General features: G+C 40.6%; 27 protein-coding genes. 7 read left to right on the top strand and 20 right to left on the bottom strand.

All coding sequences use genetic code 11. From position 1 onward, the window contains the following. Positions 1 to 5 precede the first annotated feature (5 nt). Positions 6 to 485 carry a phage neck terminator protein gene (locus BW961_RS07355; protein ID WP_068582859.1) on the bottom strand — a complete coding sequence of 160 codons (480 nt, stop codon included), beginning with the start codon at positions 483 to 485 and terminating at the stop codon, positions 6 to 8. A gap of 236 nt (positions 486 to 721) precedes the next feature. Beyond that, the gene (locus BW961_RS07350; protein WP_068582855.1) at positions 722 to 1,084 is read right to left on the bottom strand and encodes a hypothetical protein; all 363 of its coding nucleotides are present in this window, start codon (positions 1,082 to 1,084) and stop codon (positions 722 to 724) included. Positions 1,085 to 1,371: 287 nt separating this feature from the next. On the opposite strand from BW961_RS07350, the gene BW961_RS07345 reads away from it, so the two are divergent. From BW961_RS07345 to BW961_RS07315, 7 genes are all read left to right on the top strand, one after another. Beyond that, a complete protein-coding gene (locus BW961_RS07345) occupies positions 1,372 to 1,803 on the top strand; it encodes a helix-turn-helix domain-containing protein (RefSeq protein WP_068583451.1) in 432 nt (143 codons plus the stop codon). Between the two features lie 16 nt (positions 1,804 to 1,819). After that, a complete protein-coding gene (locus tag BW961_RS07340) occupies positions 1,820 to 2,230 on the top strand; it encodes an ImmA/IrrE family metallo-endopeptidase (protein WP_068582852.1) in 411 nt (136 codons plus the stop codon). Positions 2,231 to 2,701: 471 nt separating this feature from the next. After that, a complete protein-coding gene (locus BW961_RS07335) occupies positions 2,702 to 3,118 on the top strand; it encodes a YhjD family protein (protein ID WP_068582849.1) in 417 nt (138 codons plus the stop codon). A gap of 133 nt (positions 3,119 to 3,251) precedes the next feature. Continuing rightward, positions 3,252 to 3,446 carry a type II toxin-antitoxin system HicA family toxin gene (locus BW961_RS07330; RefSeq protein ID WP_068582846.1) on the top strand — a complete coding sequence of 65 codons (195 nt, stop codon included), beginning with the start codon at positions 3,252 to 3,254 and terminating at the stop codon, positions 3,444 to 3,446. A 78-nt stretch (positions 3,447 to 3,524) separates the two neighbouring features. Next, positions 3,525 to 3,908, top strand: a complete 384-nt coding sequence (locus BW961_RS07325) for a type II toxin-antitoxin system HicB family antitoxin (RefSeq protein ID WP_068582844.1) — start codon at positions 3,525 to 3,527, stop codon at positions 3,906 to 3,908. Between the two features lie 181 nt (positions 3,909 to 4,089). Next, positions 4,090 to 4,293, top strand: coding sequence for a hypothetical protein (locus BW961_RS07320; protein WP_068582840.1), 204 nt, complete (start codon positions 4,090 to 4,092; stop codon positions 4,291 to 4,293). 73 nt (positions 4,294 to 4,366) lie between these two features. Then, the gene (locus tag BW961_RS07315) at positions 4,367 to 4,987 is read left to right on the top strand and encodes a hypothetical protein (protein WP_068582836.1); all 621 of its coding nucleotides are present in this window, start codon (positions 4,367 to 4,369) and stop codon (positions 4,985 to 4,987) included. Positions 4,988 to 5,116: 129 nt separating this feature from the next. Here the strand turns inward: BW961_RS07315 and BW961_RS07310 are convergent, their stop codons facing one another. The 18 genes from BW961_RS07310 to BW961_RS07240 all read right to left on the bottom strand — a co-directional run bounded on the left by BW961_RS07310 (position 5,117) and on the right by BW961_RS07240 (position 17,095). Further along, positions 5,117 to 5,905 (bottom strand): peptidoglycan recognition protein family protein, encoded by a 789-nt coding sequence (locus BW961_RS07310; RefSeq protein WP_068582834.1) that lies wholly within the window; start codon positions 5,903 to 5,905, stop codon positions 5,117 to 5,119. Further along, positions 5,902 to 6,309, bottom strand: a complete 408-nt coding sequence (locus tag BW961_RS07305) for a phage holin family protein (RefSeq protein WP_068582832.1) — start codon at positions 6,307 to 6,309, stop codon at positions 5,902 to 5,904. The genes BW961_RS07310 and BW961_RS07305 overlap by 4 nt, the downstream gene beginning before the upstream one ends. A gap of 107 nt (positions 6,310 to 6,416) precedes the next feature. Continuing rightward, entirely contained in the window at positions 6,417 to 6,548 is a 132-nt protein-coding gene (locus BW961_RS31535; RefSeq protein ID WP_280175186.1) for a CD1375 family protein, read from the bottom strand. 34 nt (positions 6,549 to 6,582) lie between these two features. After that, positions 6,583 to 6,711 carry a hypothetical protein gene (locus BW961_RS31530; RefSeq protein ID WP_280175185.1) on the bottom strand — a complete coding sequence of 43 codons (129 nt, stop codon included), beginning with the start codon at positions 6,709 to 6,711 and terminating at the stop codon, positions 6,583 to 6,585. After that, positions 6,711 to 6,977, bottom strand: coding sequence for a hypothetical protein (locus BW961_RS07300; RefSeq protein WP_068582829.1), 267 nt, complete (start codon positions 6,975 to 6,977; stop codon positions 6,711 to 6,713). The genes BW961_RS31530 and BW961_RS07300 overlap by 1 nt, the downstream gene beginning before the upstream one ends. Before the next feature lie 22 nt (positions 6,978 to 6,999). Next, the gene (locus BW961_RS07295) at positions 7,000 to 8,328 is read right to left on the bottom strand and encodes a hypothetical protein (protein WP_068582825.1); all 1,329 of its coding nucleotides are present in this window, start codon (positions 8,326 to 8,328) and stop codon (positions 7,000 to 7,002) included. A 12-nt stretch (positions 8,329 to 8,340) separates the two neighbouring features. After that, positions 8,341 to 8,982: a hypothetical protein gene (locus tag BW961_RS07290; protein ID WP_068582823.1), complete on the bottom strand. Its 642-nt coding sequence runs from the start codon at positions 8,980 to 8,982 to the stop codon at positions 8,341 to 8,343. Then, the gene (locus BW961_RS07285; RefSeq protein WP_068582821.1) at positions 8,975 to 10,147 is read right to left on the bottom strand and encodes a baseplate J/gp47 family protein; all 1,173 of its coding nucleotides are present in this window, start codon (positions 10,145 to 10,147) and stop codon (positions 8,975 to 8,977) included. The genes BW961_RS07290 and BW961_RS07285 overlap by 8 nt, the downstream gene beginning before the upstream one ends. After that, on the bottom strand, positions 10,137 to 10,505 hold the full coding sequence (locus BW961_RS07280) for a DUF2634 domain-containing protein (RefSeq protein ID WP_068582817.1): 369 nt from the start codon (positions 10,503 to 10,505) through the stop codon (positions 10,137 to 10,139). The genes BW961_RS07285 and BW961_RS07280 overlap by 11 nt, the downstream gene beginning before the upstream one ends. Beyond that, a complete protein-coding gene (locus BW961_RS07275) occupies positions 10,493 to 10,879 on the bottom strand; it encodes a Gp138 family membrane-puncturing spike protein (RefSeq protein WP_068582811.1) in 387 nt (128 codons plus the stop codon). The genes BW961_RS07280 and BW961_RS07275 overlap by 13 nt, the downstream gene beginning before the upstream one ends. Further along, on the bottom strand, positions 10,876 to 11,667 hold the full coding sequence (locus tag BW961_RS07270; RefSeq protein ID WP_068582809.1) for a phage protein: 792 nt from the start codon (positions 11,665 to 11,667) through the stop codon (positions 10,876 to 10,878). The genes BW961_RS07275 and BW961_RS07270 overlap by 4 nt, the downstream gene beginning before the upstream one ends. Next, positions 11,657 to 11,983, bottom strand: a complete 327-nt coding sequence (locus BW961_RS07265; protein ID WP_068582807.1) for a phage baseplate plug family protein — start codon at positions 11,981 to 11,983, stop codon at positions 11,657 to 11,659. The genes BW961_RS07270 and BW961_RS07265 overlap by 11 nt, the downstream gene beginning before the upstream one ends. Positions 11,984 to 11,998: 15 nt before the next feature. Beyond that, the gene (locus BW961_RS07260) at positions 11,999 to 12,541 is read right to left on the bottom strand and encodes a phage baseplate protein (RefSeq protein WP_068582803.1); all 543 of its coding nucleotides are present in this window, start codon (positions 12,539 to 12,541) and stop codon (positions 11,999 to 12,001) included. After that, positions 12,541 to 15,135 (bottom strand): phage tail tape measure protein, encoded by a 2,595-nt coding sequence (locus tag BW961_RS07255; RefSeq protein WP_068582800.1) that lies wholly within the window; start codon positions 15,133 to 15,135, stop codon positions 12,541 to 12,543. The genes BW961_RS07260 and BW961_RS07255 overlap by 1 nt, the downstream gene beginning before the upstream one ends. A gap of 46 nt (positions 15,136 to 15,181) precedes the next feature. Then, entirely contained in the window at positions 15,182 to 15,370 is a 189-nt protein-coding gene (locus tag BW961_RS29805) for a hypothetical protein (protein WP_139331553.1), read from the bottom strand. Further along, positions 15,333 to 15,653, bottom strand: a complete 321-nt coding sequence (locus BW961_RS07250; protein ID WP_068582796.1) for a hypothetical protein — start codon at positions 15,651 to 15,653, stop codon at positions 15,333 to 15,335. The genes BW961_RS29805 and BW961_RS07250 overlap by 38 nt, the downstream gene beginning before the upstream one ends. 26 nt (positions 15,654 to 15,679) lie before the next feature. Next, positions 15,680 to 16,078, bottom strand: a complete 399-nt coding sequence (locus tag BW961_RS07245) for a phage structural protein (protein WP_068582793.1) — start codon at positions 16,076 to 16,078, stop codon at positions 15,680 to 15,682. A gap of 12 nt (positions 16,079 to 16,090) precedes the next feature. Then, on the bottom strand, positions 16,091 to 17,095 hold the full coding sequence (locus BW961_RS07240; protein WP_068582790.1) for a DUF3383 family protein: 1,005 nt from the start codon (positions 17,093 to 17,095) through the stop codon (positions 16,091 to 16,093). Positions 17,096 to 17,108: the final 13 nt, after the last annotated feature.

The raw sequence follows: 17,108 nt of genomic DNA, 5'->3' as shown, positions 1-17,108 counted from the left end.
ATTCCTCAACTCCTCTGAATTTTTGTTTGTTCAATCCATTCCAAATCTGACTCCAAGATATCTAGGGTTCGGAACTCTACGTCAAATCCATGTCGACGCTCCCATACCGTACCGTTCTGAATATCTCGATTCGTTACCGATCCTACTTTTGCTACCACCACATTAACCTTTTCTTTCAGATCTGCATGTCCCCTTGACTTAAACCAATCACGAGCTGTCCAAGCATTCTGTAATCGGACGACCGCATCGTCATCGAAAGATAGATAAGTCATTGTGAAATGTACCGTCTCACTCTTAACAAGCTTATCTCCTAATTGCATGACGACTGGAAATCCCCGACTACTATGGAACACATCTGAGAATTCGCAGGTGATCAATGCACCTTCTGGGTTGTCACCCGTTCCATTCGTTACAACAACTTCCTGACCGACATGTGCAGATAACCCCGCAATAATAATGGTACGAATATCCTCCAGTGCAAGCATAGGAACCTCCTTTCTTTGATGAATAAATCATAGAGTGGTCTTACCTCCGCTCCCCCGCACCGCACCCTTGACGATTCACGTCTAAGGTCAATGAACTGACCCACAGCACAGCCGAGTTCTGCAACGATAAGGGGTAGCAGATACACCCGAGAGTGTGTTCCTCTCTATGAACCTACTATATCGCGCAACCCCCGCCAGAACCCTGCCACGTTGCCGCCACTTTACCGTCACTGTTGTCAAATCACTCCCCAGAGCTTCAAGCTTTCGGTAATCATGCTTACACCCTTCTCGATCCTACGGTCTACGGTTCGCTCACTCATGATGCTGCGAAATTGTATAGATGTAAGTACATAACTACGCGACTTGAAGTATCGGTGTTCGATGATACGTTTCACTTCGTCATCTAATATAAGAGAGTGTGCTAGAAGTACGTGTTCAACCAAGTGCTTATAGGATGTATTCACTTGTTGCTCTTGTATGGTTAGATCTTGTTTATGCGATAAACCCATAACCATCTGGCACATCTTAGGATAATCTCTCAAAAGTGCTTTCGTAGCTTGTTTATCATGTTTAGTGACTGCGGATAATACAACGTTCATGATGTAGCCCCCTCAATCCATATGGTATAAATGCTCTGATTCAATAAACTAATAGTAAATCCCAATACTTACCTCATATAAATAATGTAAGGTAATCACGACAATTTGTAAAAGTTCATATTCCGTTAAATTTGCCCATTATGAATTGAAAACGTCCTATTTGTCGTTAATTCACGTCTCAAACCTCATCATTACGTGTATTTACGTCATTATTAAGTATTGTATGACCGTCTTTAAGGGGTTATAATAATATACACATGTCGGCAATACCGACAAAGGATGAGGGAGTGGACAAGGTGAATATCGGGGATCGAATCAAAGAACAACGCAAATCAAACAAACTTACACAAGCTGAGTTAGCAGAACAAGCGAACTTGTCCCGCTCATATCTAGCAGATATCGAACGAAATCGTTATAATCCAAGTGTAGATACTTTAAAATCAATAGCGAACGCACTTCATATTAATCTCTCTCTATTAATTGAAGAACAACCAGATGACAAAACCATAATACCCGAATGGGCAACCTCTAAGGACAAAAGAGACTTCAAGAAAATTCTTGAGGATGATGGAGAATTGATGTTTGATGGGATACCACTGAATGAGGAAGACAAACGCAAAATTAAAGATGTGCTCACGGGATTGTTCTGGGAGGCCAAACATATGAACAAAGAAGCACGCAGATTGGGTCAAGAACAGCGACAAAATAATAAAGACTAACGATAGGGTGAATGCTATGGATGAACTTGTTAACAAACTTATTCGTAAACACAAAACCAATGACCCTTTCGCTATTGCTCATAACATAAACATTTCCATTCGTTATGCTGATCTAGGCAATCATACGCGGGGCATTTATCATAGAACCCTGCGTCGCAGATTCATCATCTTACATAATCAGCTATCACCCGAATGGCAACGTTTTATCTGTGCACATGAACTAGGTCATGATCGCCTTCACAAAGGGATTAATCGATTCTTCATCGATGAGCATTCTTTCTTTCAAGCAGGGAAATATGAGCGACAAGCCAATCGATTTGCCGTACATCTGTTAACTGCATCTGATTCCCTAGATCCCAACGAATGCGTACAGCAGTTTTTACAACGAAACCACATTCCTGAAGAAGTGTATCCTTTTTATTATTAATATCTTTCGCACGCCTCAAAAACGAACATAAGTTCTCATTTAAATCTTCTTCATCTAAAAAAAGACAAATAAAAAAGCCCTTGATGACCAAGGGCTTTACATTTAAAACAATGAAGCGGGTGATGGGAATCGAACCCACGCTATCAGCTTGGAAGGCTGATATTTGTGTATTTCAAATACTATCACCATCATTCAAACTTAAGCTTTAAAAGAAATTAGAGATTTAACAACTATCAGAAGTAGTCAGAAACTATCAAAATATTTTTATTGTCTGCCCCATTTTTGCCCCATTGGATGATTATTAACAGTGTTTCATATTCGCTAGTTATTTTGCTTTAAGTAAGAGCCTCGGATTTTTCGGGGCTTTTCGTTCATTCTCATTGGTAACCAAATAATTCATTTGATAAACTAAGATCAATCAGCATATAATTACGAATGTATGTTCTCAATTTTAACTTTGGAGGAATAACAATGGCTCTGCCAAAAATGATTGTTGATGCTGATCTAGAACTTATAAAGTTTTACATCATACTTCCTCTTATTTTAACAACATTCGAGAGGGATCATAAGATTATTAAAGACTTTGACATATTGAAGACTCCTGACCCCTATTTAGAGGTAATAGAACGGGCTATGGATTCAGTTACGAAAGATTTGGCGGTGATTAGAAAGGGTTTTAAGGATCGTGGAATAAAGGTTTATGATGAACACCAGATGTCCAACGGTGTTCACGCAGAGTATCTGTGCAGGGGATATCACGGTAAGATGCATCTACAATGGGGTTTAATCAAAGCTGAGGTATTTGTTCTAATGAGAAAGCACTTAGGACTTGATGTGAGCAAATATAAAGATAATGGAGATATGCGAAGTAATTTCGGTGAAAAATGACCGCTGAGGTGAATACCTTGGCGGTTCTTTCTCATTACCCATAATCACTAATCAAGTTTGAAAAACCATCCATTTTCTATTGCAATGCGCATTGATGCGTGTTATAATATTATTAGGAGGTGAGGGGAACCAAATGAAGAGTTATTCTTCAAGAGAGGTATTACGGATACTGAAAGAAAACGGATGGTACAAAGTACACACCGTAGGCGATCACTTCCAATACAAACACCCGACCATTAAAGGAAAAGTTACTATAACTCATCCGGTCAAAGATGTTGCAATACATATCCTAAAGGATATTGAAAAGAAAACTGGGCTGAAATTTTAGCCCTTCCCTTTCTTTTTTTATATAAAGAATTGTTGAAAACGATGGAATTTATTCCAAAAAGAGAAAGGTCTGATCATATTGAAGAAAAACTATTCTTATCCAGCCATATTAAACTTCACTGATAAGCATATTGAAATATCGTTCCCTGATTTGGAAGAAGCCCTGTCCCAAGCAGATAACATTGAGGAAGCAGTACGACGTGCGAACGAGGTTTTAAAACTCACTATATTAAGCCGCATTGAGGACAAAGAAATAATACCAGCGGCAACGCCATTGAACGCTCTAAAGCTAGAAGAGAACCAACGGACTATCATTGCCTCTACAACCTTAGTTGAGAAGATCAATTATGTGAAGAAAAACCTCACAATTCCCGATGATCTCAATGAAGCTGCTGAGATAGCAGGATTGAACTTTTCACAGGTGCTTCAAAAGGCTTTAAGAGAAGAATTAAATCTAAAGTAAATAGTTAAATCAGATATCACCATGTTACCAGTCTATGCTATAGTCTGACTAACTGGACTACCTGAAATTCACCCGCCTGATGAGTCCGTAACAGTGAAGGACGAAACCTACCGACTTATGTCGGGATGGTCGCGGATAACCACTAATAGATAGCAGTGAAATTAAAGGAGTTGAAATCCATATGAAATTCGGAATGCGTAAGCCTAGCCTAAAGAAACGTATAGCAGCACGTACAAGCATTAAGAGGCAAATCGTCCATCGTGCTGGGCTAAAGATGCCAAGGGGCTATGGATGGCTGAGAAGTCCCAAGAAGGCTGTATATAACAAGGTATACAACAAAACCACGTTTGATATCTTCAAGGTGATCAAGAAACTATTCAAGTAGATTTGTGGATATATTTACCTAGTGCTGATAGAATGGTAAAGTCATTTATTATCAGATATTGGGGGAATTTAAGTTGAAAAAATCATTTAAACTTGCGATACTTGCTATCGCTGCTATTACCATGTTAGCTGGATGTAGTTCAGAAAAGACTGCAATTAAAAATGAAAACCCGGTCCAAGCTAAAGTAGAAGATCAAACTGCTACACCAGAGGCGGGAAAGGTGTCTGAAAAAGAACCGGTAGTGCCTGAGGAAAAGGTCGAGGACATTTGGACTTACTACAATGATACAACTTGGTCAGATGATTTTAATGGGATAATATCTACGATAGAAAAAGTCGTTGTTTCGGATAAAGTACCTAAGGATGGAAATAAAGATGATCCAACAGCCTCAGCAGTCGGCGTAGTAATGAAGATCGAAAATACGACAGAAAATATATATACTACCTATCCCGATCAAGCTGAACTCGTTACCTCTACTGGCGAGCAGATCAGTGCCGATATGTTTTATTCAGATCATCTTGGCGGCGAGTTGGAAGAAGGTGTAATTAAACAAGGAAACGTAATATTTTCCTTACAACGCGGTCATGCGGCAGATATCAAATGGATCAAAATGAAATGGTACGTCACAGAAGGTGATGGTATGCAGATGGATGCAAAACGGAAGGAATATTCAGTAAAGCTCGAACTTAAATAGAAACAAAAAAAGGCACCTCTTAGAAGCTATCGGATGACCATTGGGTCAAGAGACGAACTTCTAGAGGTGCCTTTTTCTATCTATCCAACAAGGCTTGTTATTCAAATTCCCAAGCGCTTACGAATTTGATTATCCGTTTTGTTTTGACTGTCCTGAAGCTATACGTAGCTCATCAGCCAACCGCCCAACATCTTTACGTTCCGCCGGTGTCTTAGCCACGGCATATGCGGGCTTTAGGTAAGTGTCAATAATTTTATTTGCATCTACTTTTTTCATCTTTGGTTCTTCCTTTCCTAATCCATCTAATTCAGCTTTGATCATGGGTAGAAAACTATTCTTAGCGGAAGCGATTGTATTTCCATCTCCCCAGAAGTTTGTACCTGGACATGATTTGCTTGATTTGCCATGTGTGTAATCATTAAGCCTTAACCCTTTACTTGTATACCAAGCGTGATAAACGATATGGTCCGTGTCGATGGGCATCTTAAACCTCTCAACTAAACATGCGTATAAGTGGATAACAGCTTGTTTCTGTGCCGCTGTAATCTTGTCCCCACCTTTATCAAAGTTGCCTATGATCTCAACACACAACATCCCTGTATTAGCTCCAGCCATACCAGCTGGAACCTTACTCAAGTCTCGATCCAAACTAATTGCAATCTTTCCGTCTTCAAATACTGTGATATTCTGACCGGTGGCAGACCACCCGTTAGTATTAATATGAAAGTCTCTCATGCCTTCCAAGCACTTAAAGTGATCCTGTTGAGCAATACCCATCACCATTTTTCTCGTAGTATAATTTGGACTGGCCGTATGATGGACTTGAAGCTTATTGATGGTTCTCGTGATTCTTTGATCGCTTAACCAATTACGAAATTCACCACACTCAAGTAATAGATAGTTACCTTTTTTGATCATTTCTGTTCGCCACCTTTTTGCTTAAAGATAGCTATAATCTCCCTGATCCAGTTAGGCATAGGTAATCCAAGCCGTCCATAATTCTCTGTTACAGATATAAGCTCATTAGCAAGATAAAAATAAATGGATCCTATCATGATCACATTAGTACCCATCAAGACATCTAGCCTGTGTGCCAATATCACAACTAGTAGCATAAGCCCCTTTTTAGCAATCCCCCAAAATCCAACATTGCTACTAAGGCCCTTACCTTCTTTTAATGAAGCAAAAATTCCGGTCACATAATCGATCACAATCGCAAAAAGAAAAAATGATATCAATTCAGACCACCCACCTAATAGATAAGTTCCTGCAGATCCTACAAGTGCTATTCCCCACTTTAAAAACAAATCCAATCTCTCCATTTCATTTCCCCCTGTTCAAAATAAATAGCCCCCATATAGTTATGAGGGCAAAATAAAAACACCTTGATGGGTGCTGTTGATGTTGCGTATAATCATCCGTTTGCTCATTAAGTGGTTAGAATTTCAATAACAGTTACTCGCAAATTGCCTACGTTTGGAACTTCATCAATTGTATATTTCTCCGCAAGAATTAATAGTGCGTATGATTTAACAATTGAACTATTTACTGTGAATGTCATTTTTAAAAACTCCTTTGTTTGTAGTATGAATAGCTTAATCAGTGAGAACATTTGAAACGACCTCACGCAAGTTTTGGAAGTTTGGCACATCGTTAATCGTTTTCAAACCATTTTGAATAAGCAACGCATAATCCTTTACTAACTTGCTATTTTCGGTAAACATTATGCCACACCTCCCGTCAATAACAGCACCATTTCAAATAGTTCGGCGTTACCTTGGGCGGTTTCAAGTCGCAATTGTTCAATCTCAGTCAGTGGCACATCCTCAAAGATTGGGACATTGGGTGTGACCGAAACATCTACCGACACAAGTCTTTTCTTTTCGGGCACCTCAATCCATAAAAAAGGTAGTCCAATCGGTTCTCTGACATCACCATTCATTTGAGAAATTATATAGCCTGTACCATCATATATCACTAACGTATGCATTTATAAAACCTCCTCATTTAAATTACTCAAATGCGTACCAATTAAAAGCCCCATTAAGACCACTTCTAATCGGTAATGTGAATCCTGTTGCATTGACATAAGAGCTATATGATACTCGCCATGCGCTACTCCCTGATACTGATACCTTACTATTATCCGCTGGATCGATAAAAGACTCATGATATGCACCGTGATAAGCGTATTGGGACTCTCTAGATGGTATAAAGAATATAAGACTAGGTTTAAAAGTAAGCCCGGAAACCATAATATATGACTCCGATTGCAGATCACCTAATCCTGCCCGATAAAAATATTTTGTGTCTGCCGATGAATTAACAACCCCTGATGCAAATTTTTTACCTGAAGGCGCATTTCCTCCCGAATAATACCCTGCGGGTACACTTGCGCCTAACGCTAAATTAAACAACCCTCTATCGGGCATAGTCCCTGTTACAATTCCATTTTCTGTGCCAATAGTATGAGGTGATAACACTTGAGAAGCTATCGCTGTTCCATATTCACCCCCTTCACCCAATAACTGAAAAGACGTTCCATCCCAAAAAACCGTATATACCCCTACTTTAAGAGTCGCGTCCGTACCACCTGGTTTCTTGATCCCCTTTGCACTACCTATGGATGATACGTTGAGTGTTGCGACACCAGTAGATGCTGCGTTGACCTTTACTGTAAACTTTTGATTAGCGGCTATGGTTTCCGTGGTTGTAACGCTATAGGCATTACCTAAATTTGTAGTAGTACCTAAGTGAGGTACTTGCTTTGCATTGTCCGCCTTATGCGACACAACGATTTCTTGCAGAGTTTCGAATTCGCTACGCGAAACAACCTTTACCCATGCTCCTTTCCAAGCGTTGTTTGCTTGAGAACTACGCTCATAAACAGCTCTGATTCCTGTTCCACCATTGTCAAACGTGATTCGTTGCACAATAAGATAATCACTCGATATCTTTACCGTTTGTACTAATGCGGTATCTGTGCCAACGTGGCCCGTAGCTATTTTCCAAGGATCGGCCAATGTAATAGATAAACTAAATGCGGTAATGCCGATTGGATAGGTCCCTGGAGTATCGATTACAAGTTTAGGAGTTATTGTATTTACTTTTTCTGTTGTAACCCCAATGTCGCTAATAGCTTCGCGTATCTGTTCATCCACATAAGTCTTCTCTGCTGCCTTTGTCTGCAATTCATGCAGAGATTCAGCCGTTAAATTCATAAACCAATTCAACCATGCTGCAGGTGGTCTGTCTTCAACTTCCCAGCCTGTCTCACGCTTGGATTGTGGTGGTTCAATCCCTTTTGCTTTCCAATCAGGTGCTATTTTTTCATATGACAATTTATTCGCCTCCTATATCGGTAATCCATAATCGTCGCCTGCAACATATACTTCACCCAAAGTACCACCCAGTGTCATTTCTATATTTCCGAGACCAACGGAATCATTTCTAAGCTGTTCATAAACAGGGGATAACCTGAATGTCCCCGCTAATTCGATCTGAGCAACTTTCACTCCGGCTGCCACTGTCTTTTGAATGATCTGTGCAAACTGTCTAGGTGACATGCCAACCTCATTCAACCTTTTAATTGGCACTCTGATTAAAGAGAGTGCCGCTGGTTCTGGATCTATAACAGCACTGAATTTCTCTTGAATGCGAATATCCGCAAAATCACAATTCAGAGCTAAAGCAAGTACGCGGATGATCGTGTTAATATCTGTTTTTGATAAGTTACGAGCAATTTTTGATTTTAAAAGCACTCTGTATACCTCATCTGTCGCCGCCCCTCGTGGTTGTATTACATTCTGTCCGATGCGGTCCAACGTCGTTCCTTGGGCTATGTCAATGCTTCGCCAATCACGAACCTTTACTAAGGCGCTGTCTAAGTCATTCATTTGCCCATGCAAAATACCTATTAATTTACCAATATTGCTGTATGGATTTTTATTAAAGGCATCCGTAAACCGAGACAACATATCTTTTAAACTAAACATGACTATTTACCTCAATATCCACTGTTCGGGTCTGAGCGACTTGATAACGTTCTAATGTGATATTGCCTTCAACTAGGATATTATTCTTGCCTATCTTTAAGGTAAAATCTTCAATTCCATCAATTTTACTCACGGCACCAATTATTTTCTTATAGACTACAGGCGACCCCATAGACAATCCATTGTAGTAACTCCCGCCATCTTCCCCACCAATATAAAGGACTATCGCGGAACGAATCAGATCGTCCCCATTCGCTGGATACTGTTCATTTTTAGTAATATCTACCGACACCTTAAGAGCAACTTCCTCCGCACGACTAAATTTCACCTCATGATCGAAACCACCTATGTCCTTAACTGATTTTACGATATCACCATACGACTCAATTCCACCTGCACCTGTTGAGAATATGGCTTGAGCAACATCCTCATCTCTACCTCCTAGTACATAAGCTTGGTAACTATGTGGAGGACGACCCGAAGCGTCTGTAATGGATGAAAAATTCTGTATGACTGTTGCCGATCTAACCGAGTCAACACTTAATAATGCACCTATAATTGCATCGATCGTTGCCGCACCACCACCAGCAACCGACTGAGTAAATAAATCTCGAAATTCGGCATCCGTCATTTTCTCGCGTCCAGATGTCGTTGGCTGTAGATTTGTAACTCCTGTAACATCAGGATTAGGATTCACTATAACCGAAATAGCCCCACTCGCTACATTACTGGATTGTCCCGACTCAATAGCCTCGATTGGGACAGATACCTTGCCCATACTATCAAATATTGCATCTTCTAAAGTCTCAAAGTAAATTTGTGTTTCTGTCACCACCTGAAACCCTTCTAGTATAGAAGCGCCGGGCGTACCCGTTAATAGAATCGTTCCTACTGAATATTGGTCGAGTACTCGTGTAATACCTACATGTGGTCCTAAGCGGTCTAAGCTGTTACCTTCTGCGCTATTTATATAGCTGCTGTTATAGACATCTTCTGCTGTTCCCCACAGATTAGAAAGAAACCATGCGAATATTCGCAAAATGATCCCAAGGGGTGAACGTTCTGAGGTGTTTATTTTATCTCCAAAAGTCTCTTTGGACTTGTCCTCCATTTCTCCAAACAAATCATCAAATCGTTTACGTTTAAACCCTGTCTTATCCAGCACCTATATTCACCTCTTCTACTTGTATCAAATCGCCCTTTGTACTTGTAGCAACAAATGATACCAACATGGTTCTTTCCCTCGCATGGATTAAGAAATCAACGCTATCCACAGACTGAATACGTTCATCTTGCAATATACCTTCAATCAGTTCAGAACGCATTTCTTCCTCATTTACCTTTTTGCCTAGAAATAAAGAAAATGTGATCCCCATGCTTGGATTCAGGAACCATTCACCTTTGTTTGTGCCGATCCCAATTTGACAACATTGGGCTACTTCTTCAGTTCCTTCAACTAGCACCAACCCTCCTGTAGCATCGAACATTAGATCGCCCGTTCCATCTAACTTTAAAGACTGCAAGGTAACACCCCCACGATGACCGCGTCATTCACATCATGGGTGCGGCTTGTATCTGCTGACGCAACGGACCCCGTTAATGCATTCTTAATTTCGTTGTCTGCACATACGACAAATACTGTGTCACCCACCTTTAGAAAGGGAGTACACACAGATTCAGACCCGTTTATTTTATATCTATGTCCTAATGCGGGAACATTCTGAATCATTGCTGGATTAGTATCTGATGATTTGATAAGGGGTTGTAAATCAGCTCTACAGGTTGACTCATTGAAGCTAATCACACGACAAGGAAACCCAACATGGATACCACCTGCATATTGTAGTACCATCGAGCTAATGACTTGAGATAATGTGGACGCTGGATCATTTTTCACATAACCGCCTCCATTTCTGTGGTGAAATCCCCAGTCCGAGTAATCCTATGACTACCACTGCGCACATGTACACGTCCAGTGAATGCCACACTCGTTAGATCAACAACGGATGCCGTTGTAATACGGTACTGTAGCTGTGACTTTAAGTTATATCCTTTCACGTTGCTATCCTCAAACCTTTCAGGCGCTCCGATCAACCCTGTTGACTTCGATAAGCTAAATACACTATCGCCGCCACGCCGTAAATTTCGAACATACAGTTTATTTTTATTTATATAAACAGACGTACCACAATCTTTAGATACCTTTGCAATGATCTCAGTTACCGCACCACTTGCGGTATAACCATCTTGATAGCGGTAATCTTGATAGAGTTCCATTTGTGCAATCGGTAATCCTATATAGGTTGCCATTTGCTTAATGATATAACTGGCTAACGTATTTTTAGCATATGCAATCTCTTTTACGACACGCTTAGATAAATCTTCACTATCCATTACAAATACAGAGGTGATTTTATCCATGCCCTCCCACTTTGTCTGTACTTTAGATATGTAGCCATGTAGGATCAAGCCTACATCCCCAACATATCCAGCATTCATCATTAGCACTTTTCCGCGCTTGATGTTGTTTATGGTTGTATCCGCTAGGTTCCATATTTTTATTTCACTTTCATTGGGTAAGGTGTCATTATCAAAAGGTACTGTAGCTTCAATGTTATACCGATCCATAGAAAATTTAAGATTTGAAGTCATCACTTCCGCGACTCTACCAAAGTTACGTATCATCGTCATCATCCTCTGCAACAACATATAAAAAAACACTCTCCGAGAGTGTTTCCCAAGTCACCGCTATACTATTTTCTGACTCATCATAGGGTACAATTGACACCTTTGGAAATCGATTATCCATGACATCAAAAAAGAGTGGCACAGAGTATACGATCTTTTCCCCAACAACTAATATTTCCCCATCCCGTTCCAGATCCACGGTAAAAAAATCGCGTTCTTCATTAAAATGAACTTCTAACGTGAACATCTCATCTGCTAATGAAATATCAAACCGATAAGGGATCAGGTTCTTTTCGATATCGATATACTTCATATGCCCTCCTTCTAACTACATAGCCCAAGGGCTACCCTTTTTGAACTTAACCTTCTGAATTGTTTTATCTTTGCCTTTTCCTTTGCCTTTTCCTTTGTCTTTACCCTTGCCTTTACCTTTACCTTTACCTTTACCTTTGTCTTTAGTCTGCTTTACACCTGAATTCACAATTTTAGCGACCTGAGCTTTGATAGGAATTGGTAGACTCTTAACAAAGGAAGACGTTGCAATACGAACTTCCTTCATGGTCAATGAAAATGAAAGACCATTCGCAATTTCATTCGTATGATTAGAAGAAAATCCTGATAACAAACCAGTGAAAGTTGTTCTCCCACTGTATTTAACTATTTCCCCTTTGTCTTGCAACTTAATAATCATTTCCTTTGTCTTCGCTGCACTGTCACCAACAATTACACCACTAAGAGAAAGTGTCCGTGCCTTTCGTTGAACGTGATCGCTCAAATTAACATCCTTCTCAACGGGTTGATCTGTAATATCCACTTCAAAACTAGGGCTTTCATCCTCAACTAAGATATACACACCGTTAAGGGTTGCCATTAGCTTGTTGCCTCCAATCCATTGCGGCGTAATACACTCTCTAAAATCTTTTGCACTTCCTGAGCCACGAGCAAACCAAGGTTCTGCGCGTCTTGCTGTGTATTTTGAGATCCTCCACCTTGAATCGTTACAGGTACAGTTAATGTAATGTTTATGCCTCCACCCTGATTAGCTCTTGCAGGTGCAAGAGTTGCAGGGGATGGTGAAGTAACATTTTGATTATTTGTGACCTCATCGGCTAATCCTGCGGATGTTTGACCCACACGATCTTGAGTACCTTCGATACCTAACGCCAATCCTTCACCTGTATACATCCCAAGCTCCATCATCACGCGGGATGGTGAATGAATGCCTAAAATACCTTTTATCTTATCCGTGATTCCATTTCCTATGGCTTTGACCTTATCCACTACAGCATTTGCCATCGATCCAATACCGTTGATCATACCCTCGATGATGTTCTTACCGATGTCAAAAAGGTTGATCCCTTTAAGAAATCCAGTTATCTTGTCCCAAATCCCTTTTATCTTATTCCAAATATTCGTTACGGAACTGGTTACGCTAGTTAAAATATTTTTCCATATATTAGTTAGAAAAGTCCAAATCCCTGTAAAGATCGATGAAGTTGTCGATCTGACCTGATTCCATACCCCCGTGATCTTGTTCCATATTCCTGACACGGCACCGGATATACTGCTTGTGATACTTGTCCAAATCCCTACTAGCCAACTCCATATACCTGTAAAAACAGCGACTGTAAAGGATTTGATTTGATCCCAATACTTAATAATGAGAGCTACCACCCATACAATCGGTCCCCCAAGAACAACAAGGATCGTCAACCCCCACGTTTTGAAGAAATTAACAATACCATTAAAGATCGCTGGAACTGTTACCTTAAAGAAATCCATTGTAGCTGCAAAGGCTGTTTTAACCGCACCCCATGCCTTGTTAACGATATTCCTAAATGTTTCTGACTTTTTATAAGCAATCACTAGTGCTACACCGAGACCTATAATAGCAGCAATTACAATACCAATAGGGTTAAGACTCATCACGATATTCCATGCTTTCGTTGCAAGAGCCGCACGATTTGACCACATGGTTTGTATCTTTGTTGCTAAAGTAAGAGCCTTGGTTTTGAGAACAGATAGCCCTACAATCGTCTTATATGCTCCAAATGCCGTAGCCAATCCAGCCACAAGAGGTATGAACCCCTCCCATGAAACGAATGCACTAGTCACTTCACCAACATAAGTACCAATACTTTGAATCTGTGGCCATAAATCACGTGCTGCTGCAAGTAGCTGCTCACCGATTAATACAGCAACAGGCTCTATCGCCGCCCAGAGATCTTTGACAACAACCACAGCCTGGTCAAACACAATTTTGGCTTGTGTTCCAAATTCCTTAAGGTATGGGATAGCTTTCTGAATCCACCCACTTACGATCTCAATACCCGCACCCAAGGTGTTGCCTATTGTATCGCCCACCGCTTTAATCTGTGGTTGGTGATCAGATAGCCATTGTCCAAATCCGTTTAGTGCCGGAAGTAATTTTTGCCCCACGGGGTTTAGCAAGCCAGTCTCGATCTGTCGCCCAAACATTTTGAACGCTTCCATGGGTTTGTTAAACTTGATTTTTTCAAGCTCTCCCATGGTATTTTTAGTACTATCAAATTGGCTTTTGACTGTCCCTAAGGCGCCAATCACATCACTTTCCAAATCCTCAAATTGCGAACCCATCAAGGCAACACCAACTGTATTCCTAGCTACAGGATCTTCAATATCGGATATCATTTGCATGACTTTCGTAAATGATTTTTGAGCTGTTGGTCCACCGGCCGCAAATGTACTAAACATCTTATCCGCATCTAAGCCCAACATTTGAAAAGCTTCGGTAGATGTTTTGGAACCATCCTTTGACCTTATGTTGAATTCTTTTACTGCATCCCCTACTTTATCAACTGAAAATGCTCCGTTTTGTGATCCTGCTGCCAATGTATCGAACATACCATCTACAGTGAAGCCTAGTGATTTAAAGTGATTGGAGTATTCATTCGCTGTATCTAAGAGATCCCCCGATTTATCTAGCCCGTTTTGCGTACCTTGTGCCAATAGGTTCATAGATTGTTCGGATGTGGCACCAAAGGTTTTCATCATCGTATCTGCGGTCTTAACAGATTCCGCAATTTCATACCCATAAGCTTCTTTTAAGAGTAAGGCGTTCTTTGTTGTCTTCTCTAATTCATCACCTGTTTGCTTTGTAATCTGATTGGTTGTCGCAATCGCACTCCCAAGATCATCCCAATCATCCCCAAAGTTTTTACTATACAAAGACTCGGCTACTGATCGAGTTGCTTCCATTTGTTCTGCCGTTTGTCCTGTGGCACCCTGCACCTTACCCATTGCACTCTCAAAATTAGCCGCTGAGTTCATTGTTGCTATAGCGAAAGTTCCCATTGCCGCAAGCCCAGCAGCGCCAAATGCAAGGACCCCTTTCTTTAATCCTGATACTTGTTTATCTGCACTTTTTAACGCATCTGTTCCTACTTTAAACCCTACAGCAAACATTAAATTACCAATTACGCCCACATGTTCACCTCCTACATAACAACAAAAAAAGCGCCAATAAAGGCGCCTACTTCTTGTTCATTTCTTTATTCTGAGCATCAAGGTGTATGTCTAATGCCGCGTTTGCTTCTGCAAGATCGTCGTTATCCATCTTGTCCAGGTCACTATAAGAAACCTTCATATCGGATAATAGCAACCGCCACATGGACCAGTTACTTCTAGCTCTCTTCTTTGCTTCCGCTTTGTTGATTGTCATCCCCTGCACCATCCTCATCATCGTCTTGCCCTGAGATGAACGCATAAGCCGCATTAATGACTTCGGTATATTCTTTATAATCATCAAAGTCATCAATCTTCATTTTCGGACTCACAATAACGTGTTTCAGGACTTCTTCAGCTAATCGTTCTTCAAGAACAACACCGTGTTTGTTCATTGCTGCATCTTTGATTTTTGAAACCGTACGTACTCCTGGATGCTGAAATGTATATTCAGCCTCTTTAGTTTTGGATGTGAATTTCTTTTGTTTAAAGTTTCCCATGATTTAATTATCCCCTTTAGTTTGGTTTAGTTTACTTCTGCGTCTAAGCATTGAAATTCATATTCTCGATCCTCTGCTTCATTCCCGTAAGTACGAGCTGCGGGCTTTTTGATAAATGCCTCTGTTATGGTAATGGACTCTTTAGGAGAACCATTGTAAATAAGTGAGACAGAAACCAACTGGCCTGTGTTTGCTAACTTATCCAAGTGTGCAACCTGTGGACTTGTTGGTAATAGGGTTACTTTCAGTGTTGCGAGTGGGTTGTTAACTTTTGAGCGCACCACATCTCCTTGTCCTCCCACCTTTACCTCCCAGTTATCTTCGTCTTTTTCAAACTCTGCCATATCCTCTGAAAATCCTGTTAGATAGACACCTCCGACTGTGACCGTAAGGTCCATCGGATCATACGTTGTTCCACCAGCCATGATTACTCCTCCTTATAGCTTAATAACACCGCTAATTTTAGTTTTATGAATCGCTCCTGCTAACTCAAAGGAGAATTTTCCGTCATTGTATTCTCGCTTCTCCCGATCCGCTGGATCTACTTGGGAACGAGGTTTAAAAGTTGTACTATAGATCGGTAGTCCGTCGTCATCATGAGCGATCATTCTGTTCAGATCTGCACGTCTAAGGATCGTTTTGACTTCCCCCTCAATTTGAGCGATTCCGTTATTATCATAACTAACCTTATCAGACCGATTAAAAAGCTTCTGAACGGCGAATTCAATAGATTGAGTAATGTAGTCTTGCGAATGAATGAGGTCAATGTATTCACCACTAACCGTCATCCCTTCACTTGTCTGATCGTCACCAGCTTTAGTCACATAAGTGTTTGCTCCAAGCTCATGGATAGCTTTCATTTCTGTTGTATCGATATCCATTGGTTTGATTCCTTGAAGTGTTTTGAATTTCCAAGTTACTCCGCCTGGCTGAATAGTTCCAACTCTACTGATCCATGCTGCTTCTGGGTAGTTATCCGTAGTTGTATGATAGATAACTGCTGTCCTCTTATATTTCTTAGCTTTGATCGTTGCCAAATTCGCTTTATTACTTGAACTAGCGAAGAACATTCTTGTTCCGTTCAGCTCTATAGCATCAGCTATAGTTGTAATATTGGCTATAGTGCTGCTCGTAGAGATCAGGAAATACCAATCCTTCAAAAAAATCTTTCCTATCAAATCCTCAAGTGTTTCACCTGTCGTTTTATATAGCATGACGGCAATCTCAGCAGGAGAATTGTCTCCTTGACTCAAGAGTGCGCGTGCAGCTAAATATATCTCTGTACTCTCAGCAAAGTCTGCCTTCACAGCATCCAAATCAGAATATGATTTGTAATCCATACCACTCGCACTTGATCCAATAATTAACGGTTTACCAAAGCCAAGTTTAGGGGTTGGACGCTGTATATCAATCGTTACTGTAACGTCGTTTTGTACTGACAATATCCTCAACTCC

Source organism: Paenibacillus macquariensis (assembly GCF_900156375.1).
Classification (GTDB): domain Bacteria; phylum Bacillota; class Bacilli; order Paenibacillales; family Paenibacillaceae; genus Paenibacillus_AQ; species Paenibacillus_AQ macquariensis.
This window is presented reverse-complemented; position numbering and strand designations above follow the sequence as displayed.

What these genes read in the sequence shown, in the direction of transcription:
- BW961_RS07350 (WP_068582855.1), bottom strand. Translation starts at nt 1,084, where the DNA reads ATGAACGTTGTATTATCCGCAGTCACTAAACATGATAAACAAGCTACG.
- BW961_RS07245 (WP_068582793.1), bottom strand. Translation starts at nt 16,078, where the DNA reads ATGGCTGGTGGAACAACGTATGATCCGATGGACCTTACGGTCACAGTC.
- BW961_RS29805 (WP_139331553.1), bottom strand. Translation starts at nt 15,370, where the DNA reads ATGACAATCAACAAAGCGGAAGCAAAGAAGAGAGCTAGAAGTAACTGG.
- BW961_RS07260 (WP_068582803.1), bottom strand. Translation starts at nt 12,541, where the DNA reads ATGGCAACCCTTAACGGTGTGTATATCTTAGTTGAGGATGAAAGCCCT.
- BW961_RS07265 (WP_068582807.1), bottom strand. Translation starts at nt 11,983, where the DNA reads ATGAAGTATATCGATATCGAAAAGAACCTGATCCCTTATCGGTTTGAT.
- BW961_RS31530 (WP_280175185.1), bottom strand. Translation starts at nt 6,711, where the DNA reads ATGTTTACCGAAAATAGCAAGTTAGTAAAGGATTATGCGTTGCTTATT.
- BW961_RS31535 (WP_280175186.1), bottom strand. Translation starts at nt 6,548, where the DNA reads ATGACATTCACAGTAAATAGTTCAATTGTTAAATCATACGCACTATTA.
- BW961_RS07310 (WP_068582834.1), bottom strand. Translation starts at nt 5,905, where the DNA reads ATGATCAAAAAAGGTAACTATCTATTACTTGAGTGTGGTGAATTTCGT.
- BW961_RS07355 (WP_068582859.1), bottom strand. Translation starts at nt 485, where the DNA reads ATGCTTGCACTGGAGGATATTCGTACCATTATTATTGCGGGGTTATCT.
- BW961_RS07335 (WP_068582849.1), top strand. Translation starts at nt 2,702, where the DNA reads ATGGCTCTGCCAAAAATGATTGTTGATGCTGATCTAGAACTTATAAAG.
- BW961_RS07270 (WP_068582809.1), bottom strand. Translation starts at nt 11,667, where the DNA reads ATGATACGTAACTTTGGTAGAGTCGCGGAAGTGATGACTTCAAATCTT.
- BW961_RS07340 (WP_068582852.1), top strand. Translation starts at nt 1,820, where the DNA reads ATGGATGAACTTGTTAACAAACTTATTCGTAAACACAAAACCAATGAC.
- BW961_RS07330 (WP_068582846.1), top strand. Translation starts at nt 3,252, where the DNA reads ATGAAGAGTTATTCTTCAAGAGAGGTATTACGGATACTGAAAGAAAAC.
- BW961_RS07290 (WP_068582823.1), bottom strand. Translation starts at nt 8,982, where the DNA reads ATGTTTAGTTTAAAAGATATGTTGTCTCGGTTTACGGATGCCTTTAAT.
- BW961_RS07305 (WP_068582832.1), bottom strand. Translation starts at nt 6,309, where the DNA reads ATGGAGAGATTGGATTTGTTTTTAAAGTGGGGAATAGCACTTGTAGGA.
- BW961_RS07300 (WP_068582829.1), bottom strand. Translation starts at nt 6,977, where the DNA reads ATGCATACGTTAGTGATATATGATGGTACAGGCTATATAATTTCTCAA.
- BW961_RS07320 (WP_068582840.1), top strand. Translation starts at nt 4,090, where the DNA reads ATGAAATTCGGAATGCGTAAGCCTAGCCTAAAGAAACGTATAGCAGCA.
- BW961_RS07250 (WP_068582796.1), bottom strand. Translation starts at nt 15,653, where the DNA reads ATGGGAAACTTTAAACAAAAGAAATTCACATCCAAAACTAAAGAGGCT.